The 25,356-nt window shown below is 70.8% G+C and carries 18 protein-coding genes and 1 pseudogene; 14 read left to right on the top strand and 5 right to left on the bottom strand.

The annotated features are described in order from the left end of the window. The first annotated feature begins 94 nt into the window (after positions 1-94). The 6 genes from xylB (at position 95) to exaC (ending at position 7,316) form a co-directional block, all read left to right on the top strand. Positions 95-1,540: a xylulokinase gene (xylB, locus tag O1Q96_RS16825; protein WP_269248946.1), complete on the top strand. Its 1,446-nt coding sequence runs from the start codon at positions 95-97 to the stop codon at positions 1,538-1,540. Between the two features lie 106 nt (positions 1,541-1,646). After that, positions 1,647-2,855, top strand: a complete 1,209-nt coding sequence (locus tag O1Q96_RS16820; protein ID WP_269248945.1) for an ROK family transcriptional regulator — start codon at positions 1,647-1,649, stop codon at positions 2,853-2,855. A gap of 382 nt (positions 2,856-3,237) precedes the next feature. Continuing rightward, the gene (locus tag O1Q96_RS16815) at positions 3,238-3,393 is read left to right on the top strand and encodes a hypothetical protein (protein ID WP_269248944.1); all 156 of its coding nucleotides are present in this window, start codon (positions 3,238-3,240) and stop codon (positions 3,391-3,393) included. Between the two features lie 126 nt (positions 3,394-3,519). Beyond that, a complete protein-coding gene (locus O1Q96_RS16810) occupies positions 3,520-4,131 on the top strand; it encodes an N-acetylmuramoyl-L-alanine amidase (protein WP_269248943.1) in 612 nt (203 codons plus the stop codon). Positions 4,132-4,367: 236 nt separating this feature from the next. Next, the gene (locus O1Q96_RS16805) at positions 4,368-5,636 is read left to right on the top strand and encodes a GAF domain-containing protein (RefSeq protein WP_269248942.1); all 1,269 of its coding nucleotides are present in this window, start codon (positions 4,368-4,370) and stop codon (positions 5,634-5,636) included. Between the two features lie 156 nt (positions 5,637-5,792). Continuing rightward, positions 5,793-7,316 (top strand): acetaldehyde dehydrogenase ExaC, encoded by a 1,524-nt coding sequence (exaC, locus tag O1Q96_RS16800; RefSeq protein WP_269248941.1) that lies wholly within the window; start codon positions 5,793-5,795, stop codon positions 7,314-7,316. 180 nt (positions 7,317-7,496) lie between these two features. Here exaC and O1Q96_RS16795 read toward each other — a convergent pair whose 3' ends face one another. Then, on the bottom strand, positions 7,497-7,964 hold the full coding sequence (locus O1Q96_RS16795; protein WP_269248940.1) for a hypothetical protein: 468 nt from the start codon (positions 7,962-7,964) through the stop codon (positions 7,497-7,499). Positions 7,965-8,077: 113 nt separating this feature from the next. Here O1Q96_RS16795 and O1Q96_RS16790 point away from each other — a divergent pair, with 113 nt between their 5' ends. Then, complete coding sequence (locus O1Q96_RS16790; RefSeq protein ID WP_269248939.1) at positions 8,078-9,439, top strand: hypothetical protein; 1,362 nt, start codon at positions 8,078-8,080, stop codon at positions 9,437-9,439. 293 nt (positions 9,440-9,732) lie between these two features. Here the strand turns inward: O1Q96_RS16790 and O1Q96_RS16785 are convergent, their stop codons facing one another. Both O1Q96_RS16785 and O1Q96_RS16780 read right to left on the bottom strand, forming a co-directional pair. Continuing rightward, entirely contained in the window at positions 9,733-11,139 is a 1,407-nt protein-coding gene (locus O1Q96_RS16785; protein ID WP_269253620.1) for an RICIN domain-containing protein, read from the bottom strand. Between the two features lie 100 nt (positions 11,140-11,239). Continuing rightward, positions 11,240-12,670, bottom strand: coding sequence for an endo-1,4-beta-xylanase (locus O1Q96_RS16780; RefSeq protein ID WP_269248938.1), 1,431 nt, complete (start codon positions 12,668-12,670; stop codon positions 11,240-11,242). Between the two features lie 802 nt (positions 12,671-13,472). Between O1Q96_RS16780 and O1Q96_RS16775 the strand changes: the two genes are divergently transcribed. From O1Q96_RS16775 to O1Q96_RS16745, 7 genes are all read left to right on the top strand, one after another. After that, the gene (locus O1Q96_RS16775) at positions 13,473-14,951 is read left to right on the top strand and encodes a non-reducing end alpha-L-arabinofuranosidase family hydrolase (protein WP_269248937.1); all 1,479 of its coding nucleotides are present in this window, start codon (positions 13,473-13,475) and stop codon (positions 14,949-14,951) included. Between the two features lie 461 nt (positions 14,952-15,412). Next, a complete protein-coding gene (locus O1Q96_RS16770) occupies positions 15,413-16,633 on the top strand; it encodes a metallophosphoesterase (RefSeq protein WP_269248936.1) in 1,221 nt (406 codons plus the stop codon). 346 nt (positions 16,634-16,979) lie between these two features. After that, positions 16,980-17,633 carry a (2Fe-2S)-binding protein gene (locus tag O1Q96_RS16765; protein ID WP_269248935.1) on the top strand — a complete coding sequence of 218 codons (654 nt, stop codon included), beginning with the start codon at positions 16,980-16,982 and terminating at the stop codon, positions 17,631-17,633. 12 nt (positions 17,634-17,645) lie between these two features. Further along, positions 17,646-18,626, top strand: a complete 981-nt coding sequence (locus tag O1Q96_RS16760; RefSeq protein WP_269248934.1) for an FAD binding domain-containing protein — start codon at positions 17,646-17,648, stop codon at positions 18,624-18,626. Further along, complete coding sequence (locus O1Q96_RS16755) at positions 18,623-20,818, top strand: xanthine dehydrogenase family protein molybdopterin-binding subunit (protein WP_269248933.1); 2,196 nt, start codon at positions 18,623-18,625, stop codon at positions 20,816-20,818. The genes O1Q96_RS16760 and O1Q96_RS16755 overlap by 4 nt, the downstream gene beginning before the upstream one ends. Before the next feature lie 202 nt (positions 20,819-21,020). Next, positions 21,021-22,184: an XdhC family protein gene (locus O1Q96_RS16750; protein WP_269248932.1), complete on the top strand. Its 1,164-nt coding sequence runs from the start codon at positions 21,021-21,023 to the stop codon at positions 22,182-22,184. A 151-nt stretch (positions 22,185-22,335) separates the two neighbouring features. Continuing rightward, on the top strand, positions 22,336-23,580 hold the full coding sequence (locus tag O1Q96_RS16745) for an MFS transporter (RefSeq protein WP_269248931.1): 1,245 nt from the start codon (positions 22,336-22,338) through the stop codon (positions 23,578-23,580). A gap of 142 nt (positions 23,581-23,722) precedes the next feature. On the opposite strand, the gene O1Q96_RS16740 is transcribed toward O1Q96_RS16745, so the two are convergent. Together O1Q96_RS16740 and O1Q96_RS16735 are read right to left on the bottom strand one after the other, a co-directional pair. After that, positions 23,723-24,592 carry a helix-turn-helix domain-containing protein gene (locus tag O1Q96_RS16740; RefSeq protein ID WP_269248930.1) on the bottom strand — a complete coding sequence of 290 codons (870 nt, stop codon included), beginning with the start codon at positions 24,590-24,592 and terminating at the stop codon, positions 23,723-23,725. After that, a pseudogene (locus O1Q96_RS16735) lies at positions 24,589-25,209 on the bottom strand (MmyB family transcriptional regulator). The gene O1Q96_RS16740 and the pseudogene O1Q96_RS16735 overlap by 4 nt, the downstream one beginning before the upstream one ends. Between the last annotated feature and the right edge of the window lie 147 nt (positions 25,210-25,356).

Raw genomic sequence — 25,356 nt, 5'->3', positions numbered from 1 at the left:
AGGGACGGAAGCTGGATTCGGGCCGTCACCGGCCTGGACAGGCTCCGAAAACACCAGGTCAGATGCCGCGGAGCCGCGGAAGAGGGAGAGCCCGATGTCAGCAGCCGAGGGTCCGCTCGTCGTCGGCGTGGACACGTCCACCCAGTCCACCAAGGCCCTGGTCGTGGACGTGGCCACCGGCGCGGTGGTGGCAAGCGGCCAGGCGCCGCACACGGTGTCCTCCGGTGCGGGTCGTGAGAGCGATCCTCGGCAGTGGTGGGACGCGCTGCGCGAGGCGCTGCACCAGTGCGGGGACGCGGCACGCGAGGCCGCGGCGGTGTCCGTCGGCGGTCAGCAGCACGGGCTCGTCACTCTCGACGCCCAGGGCGCGCCGGTGCGGCCCGCGCTGTTGTGGAACGACGTCCGGTCGGCTCCGCAGGCCCGTCGCCTCGTGGAGGAGCTGGGCGGTCCGAAAGCGTGGGCCGAGCGCAGCGGAAGTGTGCCCGGCCCGTCCTTCACGGTCACCAAATGGGCGTGGCTCGCCGAGCACGAGCCCGAGTCCGTCCGTGCGACCGCTTCTGTGCGACTGCCCCACGACTACCTCACCGAGCGTCTCACCGGACTGGGTACGACCGACCGGGGCGACGCCTCCGGAACGGGCTGGTGGGCGTCCGGCACGGAGGCGTACGACGAGGAGGTCCTCGGCCATGTGGGGCTCGATCCGGCTCTGCTGCCCCGGGTGGCGCGGCCCGGTGAGGTCGTGGGAACCGTGCGCGGTTCCGAGGACCTGCCCTTCTCCAAGGGCACGCTGGTTGCGCCCGGCACCGGAGACAACGCCGCCGCCGCGCTGGGCCTCGGCCTGCGCCCCGGCACCGCGGTGCTCAGCCTCGGCACGTCCGGCACCGTGTACGCCGTGTCCACGCAACGGTCCGCGGACCCCACCGGCACCGTGGCGGGTTTCGCGGACGCGCGGGGCGACTGGCTGCCGCTGGCCTGCACCCTGAACTGCACCCTCGCGGTGGACCGCGTCGCCGCGCTGGTCGGCATCGACCGCGAGGCCGTCGAGCCGGGCACGGGCGTGACTCTGCTCCCCTACCTGGACGGCGAGCGCACCCCCGACCTGCCGCACGCCTCGGGCCTGCTGCACGGGCTGCGGCACGACACCACGCGGGGGCAGCTGCTCCAGGCCGCGTACGACGGGGCGGTCCACTCCCTGCTCGGCGCCCTCGACCTGGTTCTGGACGAGGACGCGAACCGTTCGGCGCCCCTCCTGCTCATCGGCGGGGGCGCCCGGGGAACCGCCTGGCAGCAGACCGTACGACGGCTGTCCGGGCGTCCCGTCCAGGTGCCCGAGGCCAGGGAGCTGGTGGCACTCGGCGCCGCCGCACAGGCCGCGGGCGTGCTGACCGGCGAGGATCCGGCGGCGGTGGCCCGGCGCTGGGACACGGCACGCGGGCCGGTACTGGAGGCCGTGGAGCGGGACGAGGCGGCGCTCGCACAAATCACCGGGGTACTCTCCGACGCGGCCGCACTGCTGGAGCGGGGGGCTGATCAGCGCTGACGGCTTCGCCTGCGGGGAGCGGGGCCGGGTGGTCACCGGCTCTCCGAGGCGCCCGCACGGACAGGGCGGCCCTGAGGGGACCGGCCGGACGAGGACTGACTCAGGCATGACCGCACCGCTTCACGAAGCCCATCCCAGCAGTCCCGGCCGACGGCTGCCCGACACGCAGCAGGGCATGCGCCGCCGCAACCTCTCGCGAGTGATGCACACGGTGAACGCCGACGGGCCGCTGTCCCGTGCGGCCGTCGCCTCACGCATCGGACTGACCAGGGCGGCCGTTTCGACGCTTGTGGACGAACTGGTCCGCTCGGGGCTGCTCGAGGAACTGGGCCCCGAGCGGCCGGGACGGGTGGGCCGGCCCGGCTCGGCGCTGGCCCTCAGCGGACGCGGCCCGACGGGAATCGGTGCGGAGGTGGGCGTCGACCATCTCGCCGTGTGCGCGGTCGATCTGCGCGGGGAGGTGCGCGCACGAGCGGTGCGGCACGGCACCAACCGCGGCCGTGCGCCCGAGCCGGTCCTGAGGGAACTGTCCGAGCTGGTACGGAAGGTCGTCGCCGAGACGGAGCGCGAGGGGCTGTGGCCTGCGGGTCTGGCCGTCGCCGTGCCCGGCCTGGTGGCACGCGACACCCGGACCGTGGTGCGAGCCCCCAACCTCGGATGGCACGACACGGACCTCGGGACGCTCCTGCCGGACGGACTCCCCCTGACCGTCGACAACGAGGCGAACTTCGGCGGGCTGGCCGAACTCTGGCTCAACGAGGCGGCACCGCGCGACTTCCTGCACGTCTCCGCTGAGATCGGCATCGGCGGGGCGGTGGTCGTGGACGGGCGGCTGTTGCGTGGAACCCGTGGCTTCGCGGGCGAGTTGGGACATGTGCCGGTACGGCCCGAGGGGCCCGCGTGTGCCTGTGGCGGACGTGGCTGTCTGGAGCAGTACGCGGGCGAGGAGGCCGTGCTGCGTGCGGCCGGTCTGGAATGCGGCGAGGACCGTGTCGGGCTGTTGGCCGAGCGCGCCTCGCAGGGCGACAAGGACGTGCGGCGAGCCTTGCGTGACGCCGGTACCGCGCTGGGCATCGCGCTGACCGGTGCGGTCAATCTGCTGGACCCGGAAACCGTCGTGCTGGGCGGCGCCCTGTCCGGGCTCGCACCCTGGCTGCTGCCTTCGCTCGAACGGGAGTTGGCCCGCAGGACGGCGGGGCCCGCCTGCTCGGTGTCGGTCTCCCGGCTCGGCCCGGAGGGCCCGCTGCTGGGCGCGGCGCATTCCGTCGTGCGGGCCGTGCTCGATGATCCGGCGGCGGTCAGGGGCGGGGCGTAGGCACAGCTGCCTCGTCCGCGGCCGGGCGCGTGGGGCCGTCACACCCGCCCGGCCCGTGAGGGGTGCGTGGTTCAGCGTCCGCTCACCTGACGGGCACGCGCGTCGGCAGTTCCGTCTCGGCGGCCTCGTCGTCCGTGCCGTGCCCCGGATTCCTGGCGACTTCCCGGCGGCCTCCGGCTTGCCTCTCACCTGCCTCGCGTGCTGCGCACGATGCTTCGATCCCCCTTACGGGTGACCGAGTTGTCCACAGTCGAGACACTGTCCACGGCCCTGGGCCGGTGATCCCTCCGCAACCGGCCCGACCCGTACCGTGATGCACGCGAGACGCCCTCGTCAGGCCGGCGGAGGCGTCCGAGGAAGCACAGAGATTCGGGGGATGCACATGCCGGGGAAGACTGTTGCCTGCTCGCGCGCCGACGTCCGCGACACCGACCACACCTGCGGGGACAAGATCCCCGAGGGACGGATGTCCGAGTGGGAGGCGCACCGGGGACCGCATGCCCGGATGCGCGAAACGGCCACCGCCCTGGGGCGTTGAACCCTGTCTCCACGGTTCGAACCGTGCCCACCCAAGGGTTCGAACCCCTGCCCCACCCTTCGCGCCTCGCATTCCGTCGAGTCCCGTCGCACGTCACATCTGCCCGCCCACCCCGAGAGGTACCTCATGGACCGAGCCACGTACCTGCCCGCCTCCCTGCCCAGCAGGCGGCGTCTGCTCCAGAGTGCGGCCCTCGCCACGCTCTCCACCGCCTTACTCCCCAGCACCCGGGCGGGCGCCAAACCCCAGGGGCTCGACCACCCGCGGGCCGAGTGGTCCCCTGCGAGCAAGTCCAACTACACGGTGGCCGACCGCCCGACGAGCCACCCCGTCGACTTCGTGATCATCCATGTGACGCAGGCGACCTACTCGAACACCCTCGCCATCTTCCAGAACCCGAGGAAGCAGGTGTCCGCGCACTACGTGGTCAGGTCCGCCGACGGCCACATCGCGCAGATGGTGCGCGAGCGCGACGTCGCCTGGCACGCGGGCAACTGGGACTACAACACCCGCAGCATCGGAATCGAGCACGAGGGCTGGGTGGACAGGCCCGCGTATTTCACCAAGGCCCTGTACGAGGAGTCGGCGAGGCTCACCGCGGCGATCTGCGCCAGGTACGCGGTCCCCAGGGACCGCTCGCACATCCTCGCCCACTACGAAGTGCCCGGCAGTGACCACACCGACCCGGGCCCCGACTGGGACTGGACGCGCTACATGAGACTGGTCAACTCCGCCTGACCGTTGGAAGTCCAGAAGTGCAAGGGGGGTGGGCGAGGTGCGTGCGGTGCGTGCGGTGGGCGAGTCCCCGAAAGCACCACGGGTCTTCAGCGAGGCCGGACCGTCCTGGATCGGGTCGGGCCATGGCCGGGTCGGATCAGGTCGGAGGGGCGGCAACGCTTGTCCGCGTCGGCCATGAGAGTGACGATGTCCCCAGCCGCGTCGCGTCCAGTCTCAACGCCCACAGGGAGGCCGAGTTGACCGATCCATGGGTGGCCCTGAATCCGGGTGCGGATCCCGTCGAGCGGGTGCGCGTCCTGCGCCGCGCCCATGAGACGTTCACCGAGGTGGGCACGGTGCCGCGGCCGGTGCGGCCCGTCGTGGCGGACTCGTGGCGGCGCTCGGCACGGGCGGGGGTCGGGCCGGAAGGTTCCGCGTATGTCGAGCTCACCGACGGAGACCTGGGGTCGTACCGGGCGGAACACCCGTTGGCCCGGGTCATGCCGCTCTTCCGGGAACTCATGGGCACATTCGCTTCGGACGGCGAGCATCTCCTCGCGGTGTGCGACGCGCAGGGCCGCCTCCTGTGGGTGGAGGGCCACCCCGGCACGCGGCAGAAGGCGGACGGCATGAACTTCGTGCCGGGCGCCCGGTGGGCGGAGTCGGCGATGGGCACGAACGCTCCGGGTACGGCGGTCGCGCTCGACCGGCCGGTGCAGGTGTTCGCCGCGGAGCACTTCATCCGACGCGTGCAGCCGTGGACGTGCGCGGCGGCTCCGGTGCACGATCCGCGCACGGGCCGGCTGCTCGGCGCCGTAGACATCACCGGCGGGGACGGGCTCGCGCATCCGCACAGTCTGGGTTTCGTGCAGGCCGTGGCGCGCGCGGCGGAGTCCCAGCTGGCGCTGCTCACTCCGGCGCCGGCCGCCACCGACGCCCTGCAGCTCACGGCGCTGGGCCGGGACGAGGCGCTGCTCGTGGCGAGTGGCCGCAAGCTGCGTCTGAGCCGCAGACACAGCGAGCTCCTGGTGCTGCTGTCCCGGCGTCCTGACGGCCTGACCGGCGACGAGCTGCTGTGCGCACTGTACGAGGACGAATCGGTGACACCGGTGACGCTGCGCGCCGAACTGGCACGCTTGCGTCGCCTCCTCGGGCCGGGGGTGCTGGGCTCGCGGCCCTACCGGCTCGCGGTTCCGGTCGAGTCCGATGTCGCGGTCGTGGAGCGCAGACTCGGCGTCGGCGCGGTCACGGCTGCCGTGGCCGCGTACGCGGGTCCGTTGCTGCCCGGATCGCAGGCCCCGGCGGTGGTGCGGCTGCGCAGACGGCTGGCCGACGGACTGCGTGCGGCCCTCGTCTCGGGCCGTGATCCCGATCTGCTGGCGGACTGGGTACAGGCCTCGTGGGGCGAGGACGACCTCGCCGTGTGGAGAGCGCTGGCCATCACCCGTCCGACGGCTCCGGTACGGGCGCGACTGGCCGAGCTGGAGGCCGAACAGTCCGCATCCGCCAGGCGGGCACGACGCTGACGGCCAAGGGCAGGCGCCTCATCCCGGCTCGGTCGGCTCACTTTCAGCCACACAGCCCGCACGGCTGCCACGCAACGTACCTGCAACCTCTCCGTCCCTACCCTCGCGGCGAGAGCTGTCCAACGGCGGGCGGCACTTTCTCGGGAGGCAGAGCACATGACCCGATACGCAGCGCCCGGCACCGACGGCGCGATCGTCTCCTACCAGTCTCGGTACGACCACTTCATCGGCGGAGAGTACGTGGAGCCCGCCCGGGGGCAGTACTTCGAGAACCCGAGTCCGGTGAACGGGCAGCCGTTCACGGAGATTGCGCGAGGAACGGCCGCGGACGTGGAGCGCGCGCTGGACGCGGCGCACGCCGCCGCCCCTGCCTGGGGCCGCACCTCGGTGACCGCGCGGGCCGACATCCTCCTCAAGGTCGCCGACCGGATGGAGGCGAACCTGGAGCAGCTCGCGGTCGCGGAGACCTGGGAGAACGGCAAGCCGGTCCGGGAGACCCTGGCCGCCGACATCCCCCTCGCCATTGACCACTTCCGCTACTTCGCCGGAGCGATCCGTGCGCAGGAGGGGTCGCTCGGCGAGATCGACGACGACACGGTGGCGTATCACTTCCACGAGCCGCTGGGTGTCGTGGCGCAGATCATCCCGTGGAACTTCCCAATCCTGATGGCGGTGTGGAAGTTGGCACCGGCGCTCGCGGCGGGCAACGCCGTCGTCATCAAACCCGCCGAGCAGACCCCGGCGTCCATCCACTACTGGATGAGTCTGGTGGCGGACCTGCTGCCGCCGGGTGTCGTCAACATCGTCAACGGCTTCGGCGTCGAGGCGGGCAAGCCCCTGGCGTCCAGCCCGCGGGTCGCGAAGGTCGCGTTCACCGGCGAGACCACGACGGGGCGGCTGATCATGCAGTACGCCTCCGAGAACATCAAGCCGGTCACGCTGGAGCTCGGCGGCAAGTCGCCGAACATCTTCTTCGACGACGTGTGGGCGCAGGACGACGACTTCCGGGACAAGGCGCTCGAAGGTTTCACGATGTTCGCGCTCAACCAGGGCGAGGTGTGCACCTGTCCGTCCCGGGCGCTCGTCCAGCAGGGTCACTACGACGAGTTCCTCGACGCGGCGGTCGCCCGCACCGAGCTGATCAAGCCCGGCCATCCGCTCGACACCGAGACGATGATCGGCGCCCAGGCCTCCAACGACCAGTTGGAGAAGATCCTCTCCTACCTGGACATCGGCCAGCAAGAAGGTGCCAAGGTACTGACGGGCGGTCACCGTATCGAGTACGACGGCGAGCTGGCGGGCGGCTACTACGTCCAGCCGACGATCTTCCAGGGCGACAACCGGATGCGGATCTTCCAGGAGGAGATCTTCGGTCCCGTCGTGTCCGTCACGTCGTTCACGGACTTCGACGACGCCATCAAGATCGCCAACGACACGCTCTACGGACTCGGGGCCGGAGTGTGGACGCGGGACATCAACACGGCGTATCGCGCGGGACGTTCGATCCAGGCGGGCCGGGTGTGGACGAACTGCTATCACGCGTACCCGGCCCACGCGGCGTTCGGCGGCTACAAGCAGTCCGGCATCGGACGGGAGAACCACAAGATGATGCTGGAGCACTACCAGCAGACGAAGAACCTTCTTGTTTCCTACAGTCCGAAGAAGCTTGGGTTCTTCTAGAGCTACACGTCGGTTGCCTGGAGGCTTCGTCGGACTCCAGGCAACCCGCCACGGAAGCCACTCTCCATCATCAAAGTGACACGTCGCGTCCCTGTCCGAGCTCCAAGAATGCATCCGTCCCGGACCAGCCACGGACCAAACGGGTGGTGTCGTTCGCCAGCATTTCGTACGGCGGTGTCGTCACGGCGTCACTCCGTCTCCCGCGTAGAGGTAGCCGCCGGGGTTGGCGGGGTCCGCGATGAGTAGGACCTGATCACCGGCGCGGGGGATGCGCAGTTTCGAAACGAGGGTCTGGAGCGTGATCGGGTCGGCGGTGACCCCGGTCAGCTGGAGGACCAGGTCGACGACGGGGTCGTGGTTGACCAGCTTGCCGGTGTCGCCGATCGTCACGACCACGGCGGGGGTCGTCGGTACGCCCATGGCGAGCAACTGCTGCACGGTGGCACCGGAGTTGTACGCGCCGATCGACTGCTGGAGCTTGGCGTAGTCCTCGCCGCCGAGCGTCGCGCGCGTCATACGGCCGTAGAAACCCTTGCCGCCAGCCACCTGCTCCGCGATCTTGGCGGCCTTCTCCTCGCGGCTCTTGCCCTTGCCCTTGCCCTTGCCCTTGCCCTTGCCCTTGCCCTTGCCCTTGCCGAAGATTCCCATGCTGTGCCTGCCCTTCCGGTCCGTTCTGCCTGGTGGTGTGGACGTTAGGAGGCGGGCAGCGCCTACCGATCCCAGGTTCGACCGCCAGTTCCCCCAGGACGTACGCTCGGCCCATGCCGTCCCCGAGCGAGCCGTCGACCGGCGAGCGCCGTCCGCGCGCCATGGTCATCGACAGGGCTTGGCGCGACCTCGGGCCGGGTCCCCAGGCGCTGAGCGGGCCCGGTGGCGCGCCGCTGACCCGGACGGTCAAGCTGATCGTGCTGCCGCTGATCGTCCGGCCCGCGCTGCGTCCGGAGCTCGCCGTCGACTTCCTCGACGCGCGGGAGGCGGAGCAACTCGACGCGCTGATACGGGAGTCTGGTGCGGTTCTGGAAGCGACGGCACGGTGGTTCACGCTGCTGAAGAAGACCCGCCGAGCACTGGCGATCGTGGCGGGCAACCCCCAGGACCTGTATTTCCAGCGGTGCTTCGAGCTGGCGACCGAGCACGGGCCGCCGGGGCCCGGGGCGGACGCGGTGGCGAGGGCGGTGCTCGAAGACGTCGTGGACGCTTCCGGCGGACGGACAGTGGAGGCGCTGAAGGAGCATCTGGCGGACGCCGCGCGGCGCGCCCGGCTCGACGCCGAGCTGGCAGCGGCGTGGGACGGACGCGAAGGGGTACCGGGCGCCGCCGACACGGGCCTGGCGGCCGAGGTTCTCGAGGCCTGCGGTGCGGCGGGGGCTGGTTCGCCGGCCTTCGCCGCCATGGTCCGGGCCGGGCAGGGCAGCCTGCTCGGGCGAGCCCTGTGGGCGGCGCACCAGGCCGACGTCTGGGACCGCGCCGACGTACCCCCGCACCTCGGACTGACCGCGCACCGCGTGCCCCCGCGCCCCGAGGTCGGCCGGAGCGCCTCGACCGCCACACTCCCCGCGCCGTTCGACCGCACGCTCTTCGAACGGCTCTTCTCCGTGCTCCAGGCGTCGACCCACCGCGAGCACCTGCCGACCGTGCCGGAGCTCGTCCGGCGGGAGGTCGACCGCAGCTGCGCCCCGCTGGGCCTGTACGACGAGAGTCTGCGCGTCACCGTCGTGCTCGGCGGCCGACTCGCGGTGGGCCTCGATCCGCTGGGCGCCGGGACCTCCGCGGCGGGGTCGACGGCGGCACACCGCATCGTCAACAGCCGCTGGCAGCGGGAGGCTTCGGTCCTGCGAGCCCGCAGGATGACCGTCTCCCCCCGCCCCGACCCGGACGGCGGCGTGCTGAACGCCCTCGCCCAGGACCTGCGCACCCCGTGGGCCGCTTACATGCGGCGCCTGTGGGTACGGCTGCATGGGCGCGACGTCCGCGACGCGGCACTGCCGGACGCGGCATCGGCCTGGGGTGTGCTCGACGGGGTCGCCCGCTCGGTGATGATGGACCACCGCGCACGCGTCCGTACGGCACTGCGCACCCTGTCGGCGACCGCTGAGCTCGCAGCCGAGCCGAGGAGCGCGTGATGCCTGAGCGGCGCTGTGTCATCACGCGAGCCGACGACGGCACACCTGAACTCCCGCCCGGTGCCGGGGTCCTGGTACACGATCGTCACCGGTATCCCGTGCTGCCCCGACTCACCGTGTCCCGGCGGATGCACCTCCACGACCCGAGCCGTCACCCACACCGCCCGCTGCGGCCGGGTCAGCCCGGCCAGCGAACACGCGTAACCCACCAACGCCAGCCCAGCGGGCACCGTCCACCACAGCCCGAGCATCTTCTGCAGGTCCATGCGGCGAGGCTCTCGCTGCCGGAACTCCTACCGATCCCAGGTTCGGGCCGGGCCGGCCGTCTCCTCCAGGAGGCTTCGGTGGAGCCAGGGGCATCCTGGCTCCACCCGTGGTGCGGGCGTGCGGGCCTGCCACTGGAACTGTGCGAAGAACCTCCAGATCTCTGCTTTGGTCCAGGTGGTGACGCCGCTTTCGCCGGAGGAGCCGTCGACCGGACCCGGTATGTGGCCTCCGTCGAACGCGGCCCATTGGACCGGGTATCCGGCACGGCAGCCCGAGTAGGTGGTGGTGATGTGCGTTCGGCTGCCCTGCGCAGGCTCGCGCGGGTTCTGGGAGGTGCAGCCGTTGTTGCGGACGAATGTGTCGCGCAGGGACCGTCCTTGCCCGATGTTGAGGACGTTGTCGCTGATGCCGTGGATTCCGAAGTAGGCGATGGGCTGGCTGCCGACGCTGCACCCGCTGATCTGAGCGCCGGAGATGACCGCGACGGCCCTGAAGGCGCCCGCCCGGCTGCACGCGAGTGCGTAGCTCATACCGCCGCCCCAGCTGAATCCGGTGGCGAAACGCTGTGCCGGGTTGACACAGAGGCCGCCCTCGATGCGCCGGATCATGTCGTCGACGAAGGTGATGTCCTCACCGCCCGCATTGGCCCAGCCGTTGCCGAGGCCCTGGGGAGCGACGAGGATCGCGCTGTTGTTCGACTGTTCCTGTTGGCCGTAGTAGGACCAGGCGTTCCCGCTCGTGCCGCCCGAGGCGACGTCGCCGGCGGTTCCGCCCCGCCAGTGGAACGCGAAGATCAGCCGGTAGGGGCGGCTGTTGTCGTAGTTGGCAGGAACCCTGAGGATGAAGCTGCGGCTCTTGCCGCCGCTCTGAATGGTGTGCGTACCGCTCGCCAGAGTCGGGGCGCTGCCGCATCCGCCGCCACCGCCACCGGACGACAGTTTGATCATCTGCCATTGCTGGTTGGCTCCGCCCCAGTCGGAGTACTGGACGACGTTGCCGCCGTCGGCGGTGGAGGCGCCCTGCACCTCCACCGCCTTGCTGCTGGTGCGGTTGATCAGCCGGACGTGACCCCCGTCGGAGTCGGCCAGACGGAACTGCTGGTTGGCCCCGTTGTGGTCGGCCCACTGCTGGATCGCGGCACCGTCTGCGGTCGAGGCGCCGGCCACGTCGAGAACCTTGCCCGAATGCCGGGCCTTGAGGCGGTAGAAGCCGCCGCCGGAGTCCACGAACTGCCACTGCTGGTTGGTCCCGTCGCTGCGCGTCCACTGGCCGGCCCGCGCGCCGTCGGCGGTGGCCGCGCCGGCGACGTCCAGCGCCTTGCCGCTGTTGCGATTGACCAGGACGTACCAGGCATTGGTGTCCACCGTCGCCGCCGCGGCGGGCGCCGGATTCACCACGGCGAGCATGCCGATCGCCAGGGTCGCCGCCACCATGCCGGCGACCCGGGACCACCAGCGACGTCTGGGTGGAGGGGCGGAGGAAGCCGCACCGTAGGTCTTCATCGATTCACCCACTTCTTTGTGGCAGGTCCCATCAGGTGCGGGTCCAGCGTTGGTTGCTGCCGTTCGAGCAGGAGTAGAGCTGGATCAGGGTGCCGTTGGCGGTGCCGCTTGCGACGGCATCCAGGCAGAGGCCGGACTGGACGCCGACGATGGATCCGTCGGAGTTGAGGCGCCATTTCTGGTTGTCGCCGCCCCAGCAGCTGTAGATCTGGACTTTGGTGCCGTTGCCCGTGCCGGCGGCGTCCAGGCACTTGTTGCCGTAGACCCTGAGCTCGCCGGCGGCGGTGTACGTCCACTGCTGGTTGCTGCCGTTGCCGCAGTCCCACAGGTTGAGCTGGGTGCCGTCGGCGGTACTGGTGCCGGGCACGTCCAGGCAGCGGCCCGAACCGACGCCCTTGACCGGTCCGGATTCCGACGGAGGCGTCGTGGAACCGCCGTTGAGTGCGTTGAGAACGGCGGTGTAGGCGGGCTTCTTGCTGCCGTTGCCGTTGAACAGCAGCGGCGTGTCCCCCGGTCGCCAGGAGTCGGTGTCGCGCACACCCCAGACGGTGATGCCGAGACAGCGCGGGACGGCCAGGCAGTCGTTGGTCACGTTGGCGTAGGTCGTGGCCGACGCGCCCTGGATGTCGAGCTCGGTGATGGCCACGTCGACGCCGAGGGCGGCGAAGTTCTGCAGGGTGGTGCGGAAGTTGCTGTTGTAGGGGCTGCCGCTGTTGAAGTGCGACTGGAAGCCGACGCAGTCGATCGGCACGCCACGCTGCTTGAAGTCCCGGACCATGGCGTACATGGCCTGGGTCTTGGCCCAGGTCCAGTTCTCGACGTTGTAGTCGTTGTAGCAGAGCTTGGCGGCCGGGTCGGCGGCGCGCGCGGCGCGGAAGGCGACCTCGATCCAGTCGTTGCCCGTGCGTTGCAGGTTGGAGTCGCGCCGGGCTCCCGAACTGCCGTCGGCGAAGGCCTCGTTCACGACGTCCCACTGGGCGATCTTGCCCTTGTAGTGGGCCATCACGCCGTTGATGTGGCCGATCATCGCCTGGCGCAGCGTGCTTCCGCTGAGGCTCTGCATCCAGCCGGGCTGCTGGGAGTGCCAGGCGAGGGTGTGGCCGCGCACCTGCTTGCCGTTCGCCACCGCCCAGTTGTAGACGCGGTCGCCAGCGGTGAAGTTGAACTGGCCCCGCTGCGGTTCGGTGGCGTCGATCTTCATCTCGTTCTCGGCCGTCACCGAGTTGAACTCACGGCCCGCGATCGTCGTGTACGCCGAGTCGCCGAGCCTGCCCGAGGCGATGGCGGTGCCGAAGTAGCGGCCACTCTGCGCCGCCGCGGCGCCGAGCGTGTTCTCGGCGGCGTGTGCGGTCGGCGGCGCGACCAGTGCGGCGGCCACGCCGAGGATGCCGGCGAGCAGCGCCAGCAGCAGGCCGCGGATCTTGCGGCGGACAAGGGATCTGGGAAGGGCATACGAGCCCATGGCTGTGCCTCCAAGGTAGAAATCACGGAAGGACTGGAGCGCAGGGGAATGCGTCGTCCGCTCCCAACCGGCAGAGGGACGGGGTGAGCCGGCACCTGGCCGGCACGAGATCGCCGGGCACCGCGGTCATGGGACCGGGACGATCTCAGTCGGCGCGAGACGGCAGCCGGTCGGCCGTCGGGTGAGGTACGGCGGGCGGTGGCGGTGTCTCGACATGGGCATGGGGCCCTCCATCGCGGCTCAGCCGGGGGATCGCCACGCGACGTCGCGTCCCTCTCCAACTGCGCGAACAGCCGGGACGCGCTGGTGCGAGCCTCACCGGAACGAAACGAGGTGGCGCATGTGCCTCGGTGCGCGGATCTGCGGTGCAGCTGTGCGTGGATCTGCCGTGCAGCGCAAGTACTCACGGCGACGTCGTTCGGAATCTCGAACTACGGTCGGTCACTCAGAGAGGGATGATTGAGGGATTGACGGTGACTCGTCAATACTCGCCGCAGAGAAAGTTTCTGTTCGTCGCCCGAATCTTTCGGAACCTCGCCGAGCGGTAGATGCCGCGCACTCAACTCCCCTTTCCCGCTCGGGCCTTGGAATGGCGGGCCGTATCGCGAGCTTCCGGAGTGCCGGGAGGAGCTGTTTGTGGACAGATCGGCGACAGACCTTGACCGGAGGGCCCCACATTCCTAACTTGTGGCGTCAATGGTTCGGAGGAGTCTTCGAAAGTTTCGAGACTGTCTCTGCCCCCGGTACGGCCGCTCCGCGGTTCATCGGCGTCGCCCCACCCCGCCACCAAGGAGGCCTTCTGATGTGGTTTCGCCACCCGTCCCCGGTCCGCCCCAGACGCATACTCGCCGTTCTTGCGCCCTTGCTGCTCGTGGCCACCTTCCTCGGTGCCCAGCCCGCCGCCGCGGCGACCGTCGACCCCAACGCCTCGTACGTGCTGGTCAACCGCAACAGCGGCAAGGCCCTGGACGTCTACAACCTGGCGACCAACGAGGGTGCCCGCATCACCCAGTGGACCAGGAACGACCAGAACCAGCAGCTGTGGCAGTTCGTCGACTCCGGCGGCGGTAACTACCGCATCAAGTCCCGCCACTCCGGCAAGGTGCTGGACGTCGACAACGGGTCCACCGCCAACGGCGGCGCGATCGTCCAGCGGACCGACCTGAACAGCACCAACCAGCAGTGGCGGCTGGCCGACAGCTCGGACGGCTACGTGAGGTTCGTCGCGCGCCACAGCAACAAGGCTCTCGAAGTACAGGGTGGCTCCACCGCCGACAACGCGAACATCGTCCAGTACGACGACTGGGGCGGCACCAACCAGCAGTGGCAGCTCGTCAAGGTCGGCGGCACCCCTCCCGGCTCGTGCAATCTCCCGTCGACCTACCGCTGGACGTCCACGGGCACGCTGGCGCAGCCCAAGGCCGGGTGGGCCTCGCTCAAGGACTTCACCGTCGTCCCCTACAACGGCAAGCATCTCGTCTATGCGACGACGCACGGCGCCGCGGGAACGGGAGCGGGCTGGGGTTCGATGAACTTCGGCCTGTTCAGCAACTGGCCGGAGATGGCCTCGGCCAGCCAGAACACGATGTCGAACTCCGTCGTGGCGCCCACGCTCTTCTACTTCGCGCCGAAGAACATCTGGGTGCTCGCCTACCAGTGGGGAGGTGGGAGCGCCTTCTCCTACCGGACGTCCAGTGACCCCTCCAATCCCAACGGCTGGTCCGCACAGCAGGTGCTCTTCTCCGGAAGCATCACCGGCTCCGACACCGGCCCCATCGACCAGACGCTCATCGCCGACGGCCAGAACATGTACCTGTTCTTCGCCGGTGACAACGGCAAGATCTACCGGGCCAGCATGCCGATCGGGAACTTCCCGAGCAGTTTCGGCTCGAACTACACGACGATCATGAGCGACACGAAGAACAACCTGTTCGAAGCCCCGCAGGTCTACAAGCTCCAGGGCCAGAACCGCTACCTCATGATCGTCGAGGCGATCGGCTCGCAGGGCCGCTACTTCCGCTCGTTCACGGCCACCAGTCTGAACGGCTCATGGACACCCCAGGCCGCGACCGAGAGCAACCCCTTCGCCGGCAAGGCCAACAGCGGCGCCACCTGGACCAACGACATCAGCCACGGCGAACTGATCCGCACCACCGCCGATCAGACCTTCACCGTCGATCCCTGCAACCTGCAGTTCCTCTACCAGGGACGCAGCCCCAACTCCGGTGGCGAGTACGGCCACTGGCCCTACCGCCCGGGTCTGCTGACACTGCAGCGCTAACGGCGTGACACCGGTCCGGCTCCCGTGCGAAGCCGGCGTGGCGGGCTCGGCGCAGGCCGAGTCCGCCTGGTCACGCGACCACGTCAGCGCTCATACGGCGACGGAGCGCGGGGGCGGGCAACGCTCACCGGCCCGAGGGCCGTCCCGCAACGCGGTGCCACCGCCGGTGGCGCCTGCCAACGGTCCAGGCGCACCGGGTCGCCTGGTGCGCCGCGACGGACGAGCCGGGCTTCGGTGATGTGGGTGTCGCGGACCAGGCAGGAAGCTTCGCTGGCGGCGATACCAGCCAGGCAGTAGTGCCCTGATCGCGGCTCATGCCGAAAAAGGTGTCTGCGGCAAAGTCCTGCCGTTCCGCAGAGAACCCTTCGCTCCGAGGGGCCGCGCCCATGAACACCGGTCCGGCCGGCCCCAGGGAGACCGGATACAGTGCGCGAGACGGCAGCCTGGTCAGGGAGGGAAGCGTGACCGACACCAGCGACACCCGGCCCGCCGACAGCGAAGCGGGGGCTCCGCGGCAGAGCCGACTGCACCGCCTGATGCGCTACATCCCCCTGATCGCGCCCGTCCTGCTGTGGGCCGTGCCCTGCTGGGTGCTCCTGCACACCGGCCAGCACTGGCCGCTGCCCGTCTCCCTGGGCGGCACCACCCTGTTCACCCTCGGCCTCGTCGGCATGCCGCTCGCGATGGTGCGCGGACACGGCCGGCGCCAGCAGGACCGGGCGGCGATCGTCGGTGACACCCTGCTGGGCGCCAGCTGGGTTCTGTTCGCCTGGTCCCTTCTGCTCGGCGTCCCGTTGCGGCTCGCCCTGACCTTGGCCGACGTCGGCGAGAGTCAGGACCGGGCCCGAATCGTCACATGGGCCGTCCTCGGCACAACCGCCGTACTGCTCGCCTGGGGGTACGCCGAAGCCCGCCGCGTGCCACGCGTGCGCCGACTCGACGTGCAACTCCCACGGCTGGGTGCCGGATTGGACGGCCTCCGCGTCGTCCTCATCACCGACACCCACTACGGCCCCCTCGATCGCACTCGCTGGTCGGAGCGGGTCTGCGAGACGGTGAACACGCTGGAAGCCGACCTGGTCTGCCACACCGGCGACATCGCGGACGGCACGGCCGAACGCCGCCGTGCCCAGGCCCTCCCACTCGGTACCGTGCGGGCCACCCGGGCCCGCGTGTACGTCACCGGCAACCACGAGTACTACAGCGAGGCCCAGGGCTGGGTCGACCTGATGGACGAGCTGGGCTGGGCGCCACTGCGCAACCGCCATCTGCTGCTCGAACGCGGCGGCGACACCCTCGTGGTCGCCGGCGTGGACGACGTCACCGCCGAGTCCTCCGGCCTGGCGGGCCACCGCGCCCACCTCGCCGGAGCCTTGCACGGCGCCGACCCCGACCACCCCGTCCTGCTCCTGGCACACCAGCCCAAGTTCGTCGACCGGGCGGCAGCCGACGGCATCGACCTGCAGCTCTCCGGCCACACCCACGGCGGCCAGATCTGGCCCTTCCACCACCTGGTCCGCATCGACCAGCCCGCCCTCGCCGGCCTCAGCCGCCACGGCACCCGCACCCTCCTCTACACCAGCCGCGGTACCGGCTTCTGGGGCCCGCCGTTCCGCGTCCTCGCCCCCAGCGAGATCACGCTCCTCGTGCTCCGCTCCCCGCACCTGCCCACCTCGCCGTAGCACTGGGCCGGCCAGCACACCCGCTCGGAGCGGACCACGAGCCGAGGGGTGCGGCATCGACAGATCGGCGCGAGTGGGACCGGGCGCCGACGACTCACACCGCCCACCTGCGTGCCGCCGCCGGAGGCACCCCCGTATGACCACACCACGGCTCAGCCTCGGGGGGAGCGAAGCATCGGGGGACAAAACTCTCCCTGCCACGAGGGTCACCGGCGGTGCCACACTTCCGGCGTGACCGGCCGCGGCTGTGATCCCCACGGTCGTCCAGGCCCGCGGCGACGCCGGTCCCGCCTCCTGCCGTGCCGCAGTGCGCGGCATGATCCGTCCGCGACGCGAAGGCGTACCCATGCCCACTGAACCCCCCGAGCCGGCCGTTGCACTCCCCACAGAAGCCGGTGAGTCCGCTCCAGCAGCCCCCAGTCGGCGCACGTTCATCGCCACCACCAGCGCGGTCGGTGGTGTCGTCGTCGCAGGCGGTCTGATCGCAGGGACCGATCTCGCCGGTCCGGGCGAGGCGTCCGCCGCCGAGGCGTCGCCCGCGAGCCGCGTCTCCCTGACGGTGAACGGCACCCGGCGGACGGTGACGGTCGACAACCGCACCTCGCTGCTGGATCTCCTGCGCGAACACTTCGGCCTGACCGGCTCCAAGAAGGGCTGCAACGCGGGTGCCTGCGGCGCGTGCACGGTCCTGGTCGACGAGCATCGGGTCAACTCCTGCCTGACGCTCGCGGTGCGGCTGGAAGGTGCCGATGTCACCACCATCGAGGGCCTGGCCGACGGTGACCAACTGCACCCGCTCCAGAAGGCGTTCATCGAGCAGGACGCATTCCAGTGCGGCTACTGCACACCGGGCCAGATCCTGTCCGGCGTCGGCTGCATCCAGGAGGGCCACACCGGTTCGCCGGAGGAGATCCGGGAGTGGATGAGCGGCAACATCTGCCGCTGCGGCTGTTACGTGAAGATCGTGCGCGCGGTCGAACAGACCGCGGGCCGGAAGTAAGGAGCGGCCACCATGCACCCCTTTACGTACACCAAGGCGTCCGACACTCGTGAAGCCCTCGACTCGGGCCGCCGCGGCGGCCGTTACATCGCCGGCGGCACCACCCTGGTCGACCTGATGCGGGAGACCGTCGAGCGCCCCGAGACCCTCGTCGACATCACCGGTCTGCCGATGCGCGCGGTCACGGCCACCACACACGGTGGTCTGCGCATCGGCGCGCTGGTGAGCATGACCGAGGCCGCCGCCCACCCCCGGGTGCGCGCCCTGTATCCCGTCATCTCGCAGTCGCTGGAACTGAGCGCCTCGGCCCAGTTGCGGAACATGGCCACCATCGGCGGCAACATCATGCAGCGCACCCGGTGCACCTATTTCCGAGACGTGACCGCCGCCTGCAACAAGCGTGAGCCGGGCTCGGGTTGTGCCGCGCGGGAGGGCCACAACCGCGCCCACGCGATCCTCGGCACCTCCGACCGCTGTGTGGCCACGCACCCCTCGGATGTCGCAGTGGCGTTCGCCGCGCTGGAGGCGACCGTGCACCTGCTGGGCCCGGACGGGGAGCGCCGTGTGCCCTTCGCCAGCTTCCTCCTCAGGCCCGGCAGCACTCCCGACCGTGAACAAGCCCTGAGGAAGGGCGAGTTGATCACGGCGGTGGAGATCCCGGCTCTGGCCCGTCCACTGAGGTCGGGCTATCTGAAGGTGCGTGACCGGCAGTCGTACGAGTTCGCCCTGACCTCGGCGGCCGTCGCCCTGCACGTGCGCGGCGGGGTGATCCGGGAGGCGAAGGTCGCCGCCGGTGGGGTGGGCACGGTGCCGTGGAAGCTGCCCGCGGTCGAGGAACACCTCGTCGGGGAGCGCCCCTCCGAGGCCCTGTGGACAGCCGCTGCCCGGACGGCGGCGGACGGGGCCCGCCCGCTCACACACAACCGGTTCAAGGTCGAGCTGCTCCGGCGGACCGTGGAACGTCAGCTGCGCATCGTAGGAGGTACCAAGTGAGTCCTCAGCCGCAGGCCGCCGTGGGTGCGCCGCTGTCGAGGGTGGACGGCCGGCTGAAGGTCACGGGCACGGCACGCTACGCCGCCGAGCACGAGGAGGACGGGGCGGTGCACGCCGTCATCGTCGACGCGAGTATCGGCCGTGGCCGCATCAGGTCCATCGAGACCCGCACCGCCGAGAGGCATCCGGGTGTGCTGCGGGTGATCCACCACGGCAACGCGCCGAAGCTGCCGTACCGCGACAACGCCGGGTCCAACAACATGCCCGGGCGCAGGCTGCGGGTGTTCCAGGACGACCGGGTGCTCTTCCACGGTCAGCCGGTGGCCGTCGTGGTCGCCACCACCCTGGAGGCCGCCCAGCACGGTGCGAGCCTGGTCGAGGTCGGCTATGACGCCGAGCGGCCGTCGACCGACCTGCACAAGGCCGAGCCGGACGAGCCGACGGACTACGCGCGCGGCGACGCGGAATCCGGCCTGCGCGACGCCGCGGTACAGCTCGACCTGACGTACCAGCTGGCCCGCAACCATCACAACCCGATGGAGCCGCACGCCACCGTCGCCCGATGGGACGGGGACAAGCTGACCGTCTGGGACAAGACGCAGTGGGTGATGGGCACCCACGACGAGATCGCCGCAGTGTTCGACCTGCCCGCGGACGCGGTGCGCGTCATCAACCCGTTCGTCGGCGGCGGCTTCGGCAGCGGGCTGCGCTGCTGGCCGCACACCATCGTCGCCGCCCTGGCCGCGCGGGAGACGAAGCGCCCGGTCAAGCTGGTGCTCAGCCGTCGGCAGATGTACTTCGGCACCGGTTTCCGGCCCTCCTACGAGTACCGGCTGCGCCTCGGCAGCGACCGGCGCGGCCGGCTGGCCGCCGCGGTCCACCGGATCGACGCCGAGACCTCCTCGTACGAGACGTTCACCGAGGGGGTCATGCTCGCGGGGCAGATGCTCTACAGCATGCCCGGCGTCAGCCAGGCGTACCGGACGGTGCCGCTGGACGTGAACACTCCGATCTGGATGCGCGGGCCGGGTTTCGCGTCGGCGTCGTTCGTGATCGAGTCGGCCATGGACGAGCTCGCGCACAAGGTCGGCATCGACCCGATCGAGCTGCGCCGGCGCAACGAACCGTCCGAGGACGAGGGGAAGAACCTGCCGTTCTCCACCCGTCGGCTGCGTGAGTGCTACACGGTCGGTGCCCGGGAGTTCGGCTGGAACCGCCGTAACCCCAAGCCCCGTTCGACGCGTGACGGGGACTGGCTGATCGGCCTGGGGATGGCTGCCGGGGTCTACGATCCCGGGCGTTTCCCGGCGCAGGCCAGGGCTCGTCTGGATGCCGACGGAACCGCGGTGGTCGAGTCGGCCACCAGTGACATGGGCCCGGGCACCTACACCTCGCAGACCCAGGTCGCCGCGGACGCGCTCGGACTGACCGTGCGCGCCGTCACGTTCCGGCTCGGCGACTCGCTGTATCCGCAGACCGGGCCGCACGGCGGCTCGGCGACCATGGCCAGTGTCGGCTCCGCCGTCGTCGACGCGTGCGACCAGGTGCGACGCCAGGCGATCAAGCTGGCAGTCGAGGACAAGAGGTCGCCGCTGTACGGGGTGGCCGCCGGCCGGGTGGTGGTGCGGAGCGGCCGGCTCCATGTGCAGGGCGACCCGGCCCGCGGGGAGACCTATCGAAGCCTGCTGGCCCGTAACGACCGCTCCCACCTGGAGGCCCGCGGTGACTACACCGGGCCGCCTGCTCCCGAGCGGGAGTCCTACGCCGCCTACAACGCGACCTTCGCCGAGGTCGCGGTGGACGCCACGCTCGGTCTGGTGCGGGTGCGGCGAATGCTCGGTGTGTACGACGCGGGCCGCATCATCAGCCCCAAGCTCGCCGACAGTCAGGCCATCGGCGGCATCGTGGGCGGCATCGGCACGGCCCTGCTGGAGCACACGGTCACCGACCACCGCGACGGCCGGATCGTCAACGCCAACCTGGCCGACTACCTGGTGCCGGTCAACGCCGATGTCCCCGAGGTGAAGGCGATCTACCTGGACGGCGAGGACAACGCGGGCAACGCATTGGGGGTCAAAGGACTCGGCGAGGTCGTCCAGGTGGGGGTGGCGGCCGCGATCGGCAACGCGGTCTTCAACGCCACCGGCCGCCGCATCCGTCAACTGCCCATCACTGCCGAGGCGTTGCTCTGAGTCGAGCGGCCCGGGCCACTGCGGAGCGGCCCAGCGCCACTCGTTCCTCGTCCGGCTGGGGGTCCCCACGCCTGCACGGCAGTTGGGGACGGTCCCCCGGCCCGGCTGCCGGACCCTCCAGGGCCGCCGCCGCGTGCAGCAACGCTCCCCGGCGGCGCGGCGGCGGCCCGCCCACGCCACCCCCTGCACGAAGGACCCGTTCATGCTGAACATCGCGGAGACACTGCACCGCTGGTGCCTCGAGGCCCGCCCCTTCGCCCTGGCCACCGTCGTCGACGTCACCGGCAGCGCACCGCTGCCCGCGGGTACGTCGGTGGCGGTGGACGCGGACGGCAACGCGGTCGGCAGTATCTCCGGCGGCTGCGTCGAGGGCGTCGTCTACGACCTGTGCCGGCAGGTGCTGCGCGACGGGGGCGCCCCCCAGCGGGCCTGGTTCGGCTACTCCGACGACGACGCCTTCGCCGTCGGCCTGACCTGCGGCGGAGAACTCGACGTCCTCGTCCAGCACATGGATCCAGCGGCCCAGCCCCACCTCGCCGCGGCCCTCTGCGATGTCGTCCAGGGACGGCCCGCCGCCGTGGCACAGGTCGTGGACGGCCCCCGCGACCTCCTCGGCTCGACCCTGAGCGTCCTCGCCGGCGGCAGCGTCACCTACGGCACGCTGGCCGACGGAGCGGCGGACCGGCTGGTGGCGGAAGAAGCCACGGCCCTGTTGCGATCCGGGCGGACCGCCCGCGTCACGGTCGGCGGGGACGGCGACGGCTGCCCCGAACCTCTGACCGTCCTCGTTCACGTCCACGCGTCCCGCCCGCGCCTGCTGGTCTTCGGCGCCGTCGACTTCGCCGCCGCGCTCAGCCAGGCCGGGGCCTTCCTCGGCTACCGCGTCACCGTCTGCGACGCCCGCCCCGTCTTCGCCACCACCGCACGTTTCCCGTACGCGGACGAGGTCGTCGTCGACTGGCCGCCCCGCTACCTGGAGCGCACCGACGTGGACGCCCGCACCGCTGTCTGCGTCCTCACCCACGACGCCAAGTTCGACATTCCCCTGCTGCGCCTGGCGCTCGATCTGCCCGTCGGCTATGTCGGTGCGATGGGGTCCCGGCGCACCCACGCCGAACGCCTTCGCCTCCTGCGGGAGGCCGACGTCCGCGCGGAACAGCTCGCCAGACTGCACTCACCGATCGGCCTCGACATCGGGGCCCGCACACCCGAGGAGACCGCGGTGTCCATCGCCGCGGAGATCATCGCCCACACCGGCCAGGGCACGGGCCTGCCGCTGTCACAGGCCACCGGTCCGATCCACCGGCCGCTTCCCTCCCGGGGGTCCGAATCGCCGCACAGCGCGTCAGCGGTTCTCTGTCCGTGAAGCGGCGGCTGCCGAGGATGCGGCCGCTCGCCGTTCCGTCACGCAGCAGGGAGAGGTTCCTCCCCCTCGCAGAACGCCCGTGCGATGCGATGTTCTCGGCGTCCCCACCCCGCGGCGGTCGCACGCCGCCCCGCAAGGAGAGTGCCACCGCATGTCATCCCCGCCCGGTGGCCGCAGGCTGCCCTTCGTCGTCCTGGTGCTGTCCGCCGGAACGTTCCTCATGGGCACCACCGAATTCGTCATCGCGGGCCTGCTCCCCGAGATCGCCGGCGATCTGGGCGTCAGCGTGTCTCACGCGGGTCTGCTGATCACCGTGTTCGCCGTCGGCATGGTCGTCGGGGCACCGGCGATGGCCATCGCGACGCTGCGCCTGCCCCGGCGCTCCACACTGGTCCTCGCACTCGTCGTCTTCTCCCTCGGCCACCTGGCCGCCGCGCTCAGCTCGTCCTTCGCGCTGGTGCTCGCGGCCCGTGTGGTGACCGCGCTGGCCACAGGCACCTTCTGGTGTGTCGGCGCGGTCGTGGCGACGACCGCGGCAGGTCCGGCAGCGACGTCACGGGCCCTGGGCATGCTCATGGGGGGCCTGACCGTGGCCACCGTGGCCGGCGTACCGCTGGGCTCGTGGCTCGGACAGCTGTCGGGCTGGCGCGGGCCGTTGTGGGTACTGGCCGCGCTGTCAGCCGTCGCGGCGGCAGTCGTCGGCCGGTTCATACCTGCCGACGAGCGGCGTGAAGCGCCTTGTGTCCGGGCCGAGTTCGCCGTGCTGCGGGATGTGCGGGTCTGGCTGACGCTGAGTGCCATGACGCTGCTGATGGGCGGTGTCCTGGCGACGTACAGCTACATCTCGCCCCTGCTCACCGAACGGGCCGGCGTCCCCGCCGAGGCCGTGCCCATGGTCCTGACCGGCTACGGCCTGGGAGCCCTGCTCGGCACCACGGTCGGCGGGCGCCTGGGTGACCGGCGCCCCCTTGCCACGCTCATCACCTCCGCTGCCACGACCACGCTGGTCCTGCTGCTGTTGACCTTGCTCTCCCCGAGCCCCGTGGCGGCCGTCATCCTGGTGACGCTCATGGGGACGACCGGCTTCGCCGCGACCCCAGTGCTCGGCGCGCTGGCCCTGCGCTTCTCCGGTTCCGCACCCAACCTCGTCTCCGGCCTCAGTGGCTCGGCGCCCAACGTGGGCATCGCCATCGGCTCCTGGACGGCAGGAATCGCCCTGACCTCACCGCTGCGGCAGGCCGGACCCCCGCTGGTCGGCACGGTGGCGGCCGCGCTGACCCTCGTACCGCTGACCGCACTCGCGCTGATGCACGCCACCCGCGCCGAGACACCCCAGCCCCAGCCAGGAACAGCCACGGACCAGGCGGTCGGGGCGCGCGCGCAGGACGTCGGCTGACGCGGTGCCCGTCCCGCGCGCGATCAGCGGGTCCCGCTCGCGGGCCGACGGCAGGTGAGTTCACGGCACGGGGCACTGCCGGGTCGGCACGCCACCGCACCCGGGAATGACCGGGAAGTCCGTCGGCCGGCGTGGGCCGCGGTCAGCGGAGGGACGAAGAGGGCGACAGGTTCTGCTCGGCGGCCCAGGAGGCGAGGATGCGCAGCCGCTCGTGGGTGGGGGAACCGGGGGCGGCGGTCCAGACGGTGAGGTGCTGGTCGGGGTCGGTGTTGGCAGTGAGGGTGTCCCAGTCCAGGACGAGTTCGCCGACGACCGGATGGTTGAGGGTCTTCGTGCCCACGGTGCGGGCGGCGACCTTGTGGTCGCCCCACCACTGGGCGAACTGCTGGTCACGCGTGGACAGTTCACCGACCAGCTCGACCAGCCGGGGGTCCTCGGGATACCTGGCCGCCTCCATCCGCAGCTGCGCCACGGCGATCCGCGCCGAGCTCTCCCAGTCGGCGTACAGGCCGCGCATCACCGGATCGGTGAAGATGAGCCGGGGGTAGTTGCGGTGCTTCTCCGGTACCTGGGAGAAGTCGGTGACCAGCGCGGCCGCCAGCGCGTTCCACGCCAGGACGTCCCCGCGCCGCCCCTGCACGATGGCCGGGGTGGCGGTGAGGTCGTCCAGCACGCGTTGCAGCTGCGGCTGGACCTTCTGCCTGCCATGACGCCGGGTGCGGGTGGTGGTCTTCCCCGCGAGCTGGAACAGATAGCCCCGCTCGTCGTCGTCCAGATGCAGGACCCGGGCGATGGTGTCCAGGACGGGAGCCGACGCCTGCATACGGCCCTGCTCAAGCCTCGTGTAGTAGTCCGTGCTGATCGAGGCGAGCTGGGCGACCTCCTCCCGGCGCAGCCCGTCCACCCGGCGCGGTCCGCCCGTCTCCGGCAGCCCCACCGTGCGCGGACTCAGCTCCGCGCGGCGCTTCTTGAGGAATTCCCCAAGCTCATTGAGAGGAACGTTGCTGGTCATGCTTCCCATCCTGACGAGGCCGGCAGGTTCTGGTCGGCGGCCCAGGAGGCGAGGATGCGCAGTCCGTCGTGCGCGGAGGAGCCCGGGGCGGCGGTCCAGACCGTCATGTACTGGTCGGAGTCGGTACTGGCGGTGAGGGTGTCGCAGTCGAGAGTGAGCTCGCCCACGACCGGATGGATCAGGGTCTTCGTGCCCACGGTGCGGGTGGCGGCCTTGTGGTCGCCCCACCACTGGGCGAACTGCTGGTCACGCATGGACAGTTCACCGACCAGTGCGATGAGCCGGGGGCCTCGGGGTACTTCGCCGCCTCCATACGTACCTGTGCCACCGTCACCTGGGCTGCCGTCTCCCAGTCGGTATGGAGAGCGCGCATCGCCGGATCGGTGAACAGGAGCCGGGGGTAGTTGCGGTGCTTCTCCGGGACACGGGAGAAGTCGGTGACACCTCGTGCAGTGGTCCGTGCTGATCGAGGCCGGCTGGGCGACCTCCTCCCGGCGCAGTCCCTCGACCCGGCGGGACCCGCCCGTCTCCGGCAGCCCCACCGTGCGCGGGCTCAGCTCCGCGCGGCGCTTCTTGAGGAGTTCTCCCAGTTCATCGAGGGTGGCATTGCTGGTCATGCTTCCCAGCATTGCATCGATCGCACCTGAGGAAGGGGGGAGAGTTTCCTCCCTGGATGTTCCTCTCCCGGGAAAGGTTCCTCCGCTTTTCCCGCCCGCTCTCGCGTGTGAGGCTCGATCGTGAGCAGCCTTTCCCGACTCTGGCTG

Origin of the sequence: Streptomyces aurantiacus, assembly GCF_027107535.1 — a bacterium.
Taxonomy (GTDB): domain Bacteria; phylum Actinomycetota; class Actinomycetes; order Streptomycetales; family Streptomycetaceae; genus Streptomyces.
Note: the sequence above shows the minus strand (reverse complement) of the source record. Positions and strands in the feature narration are given on the sequence as shown.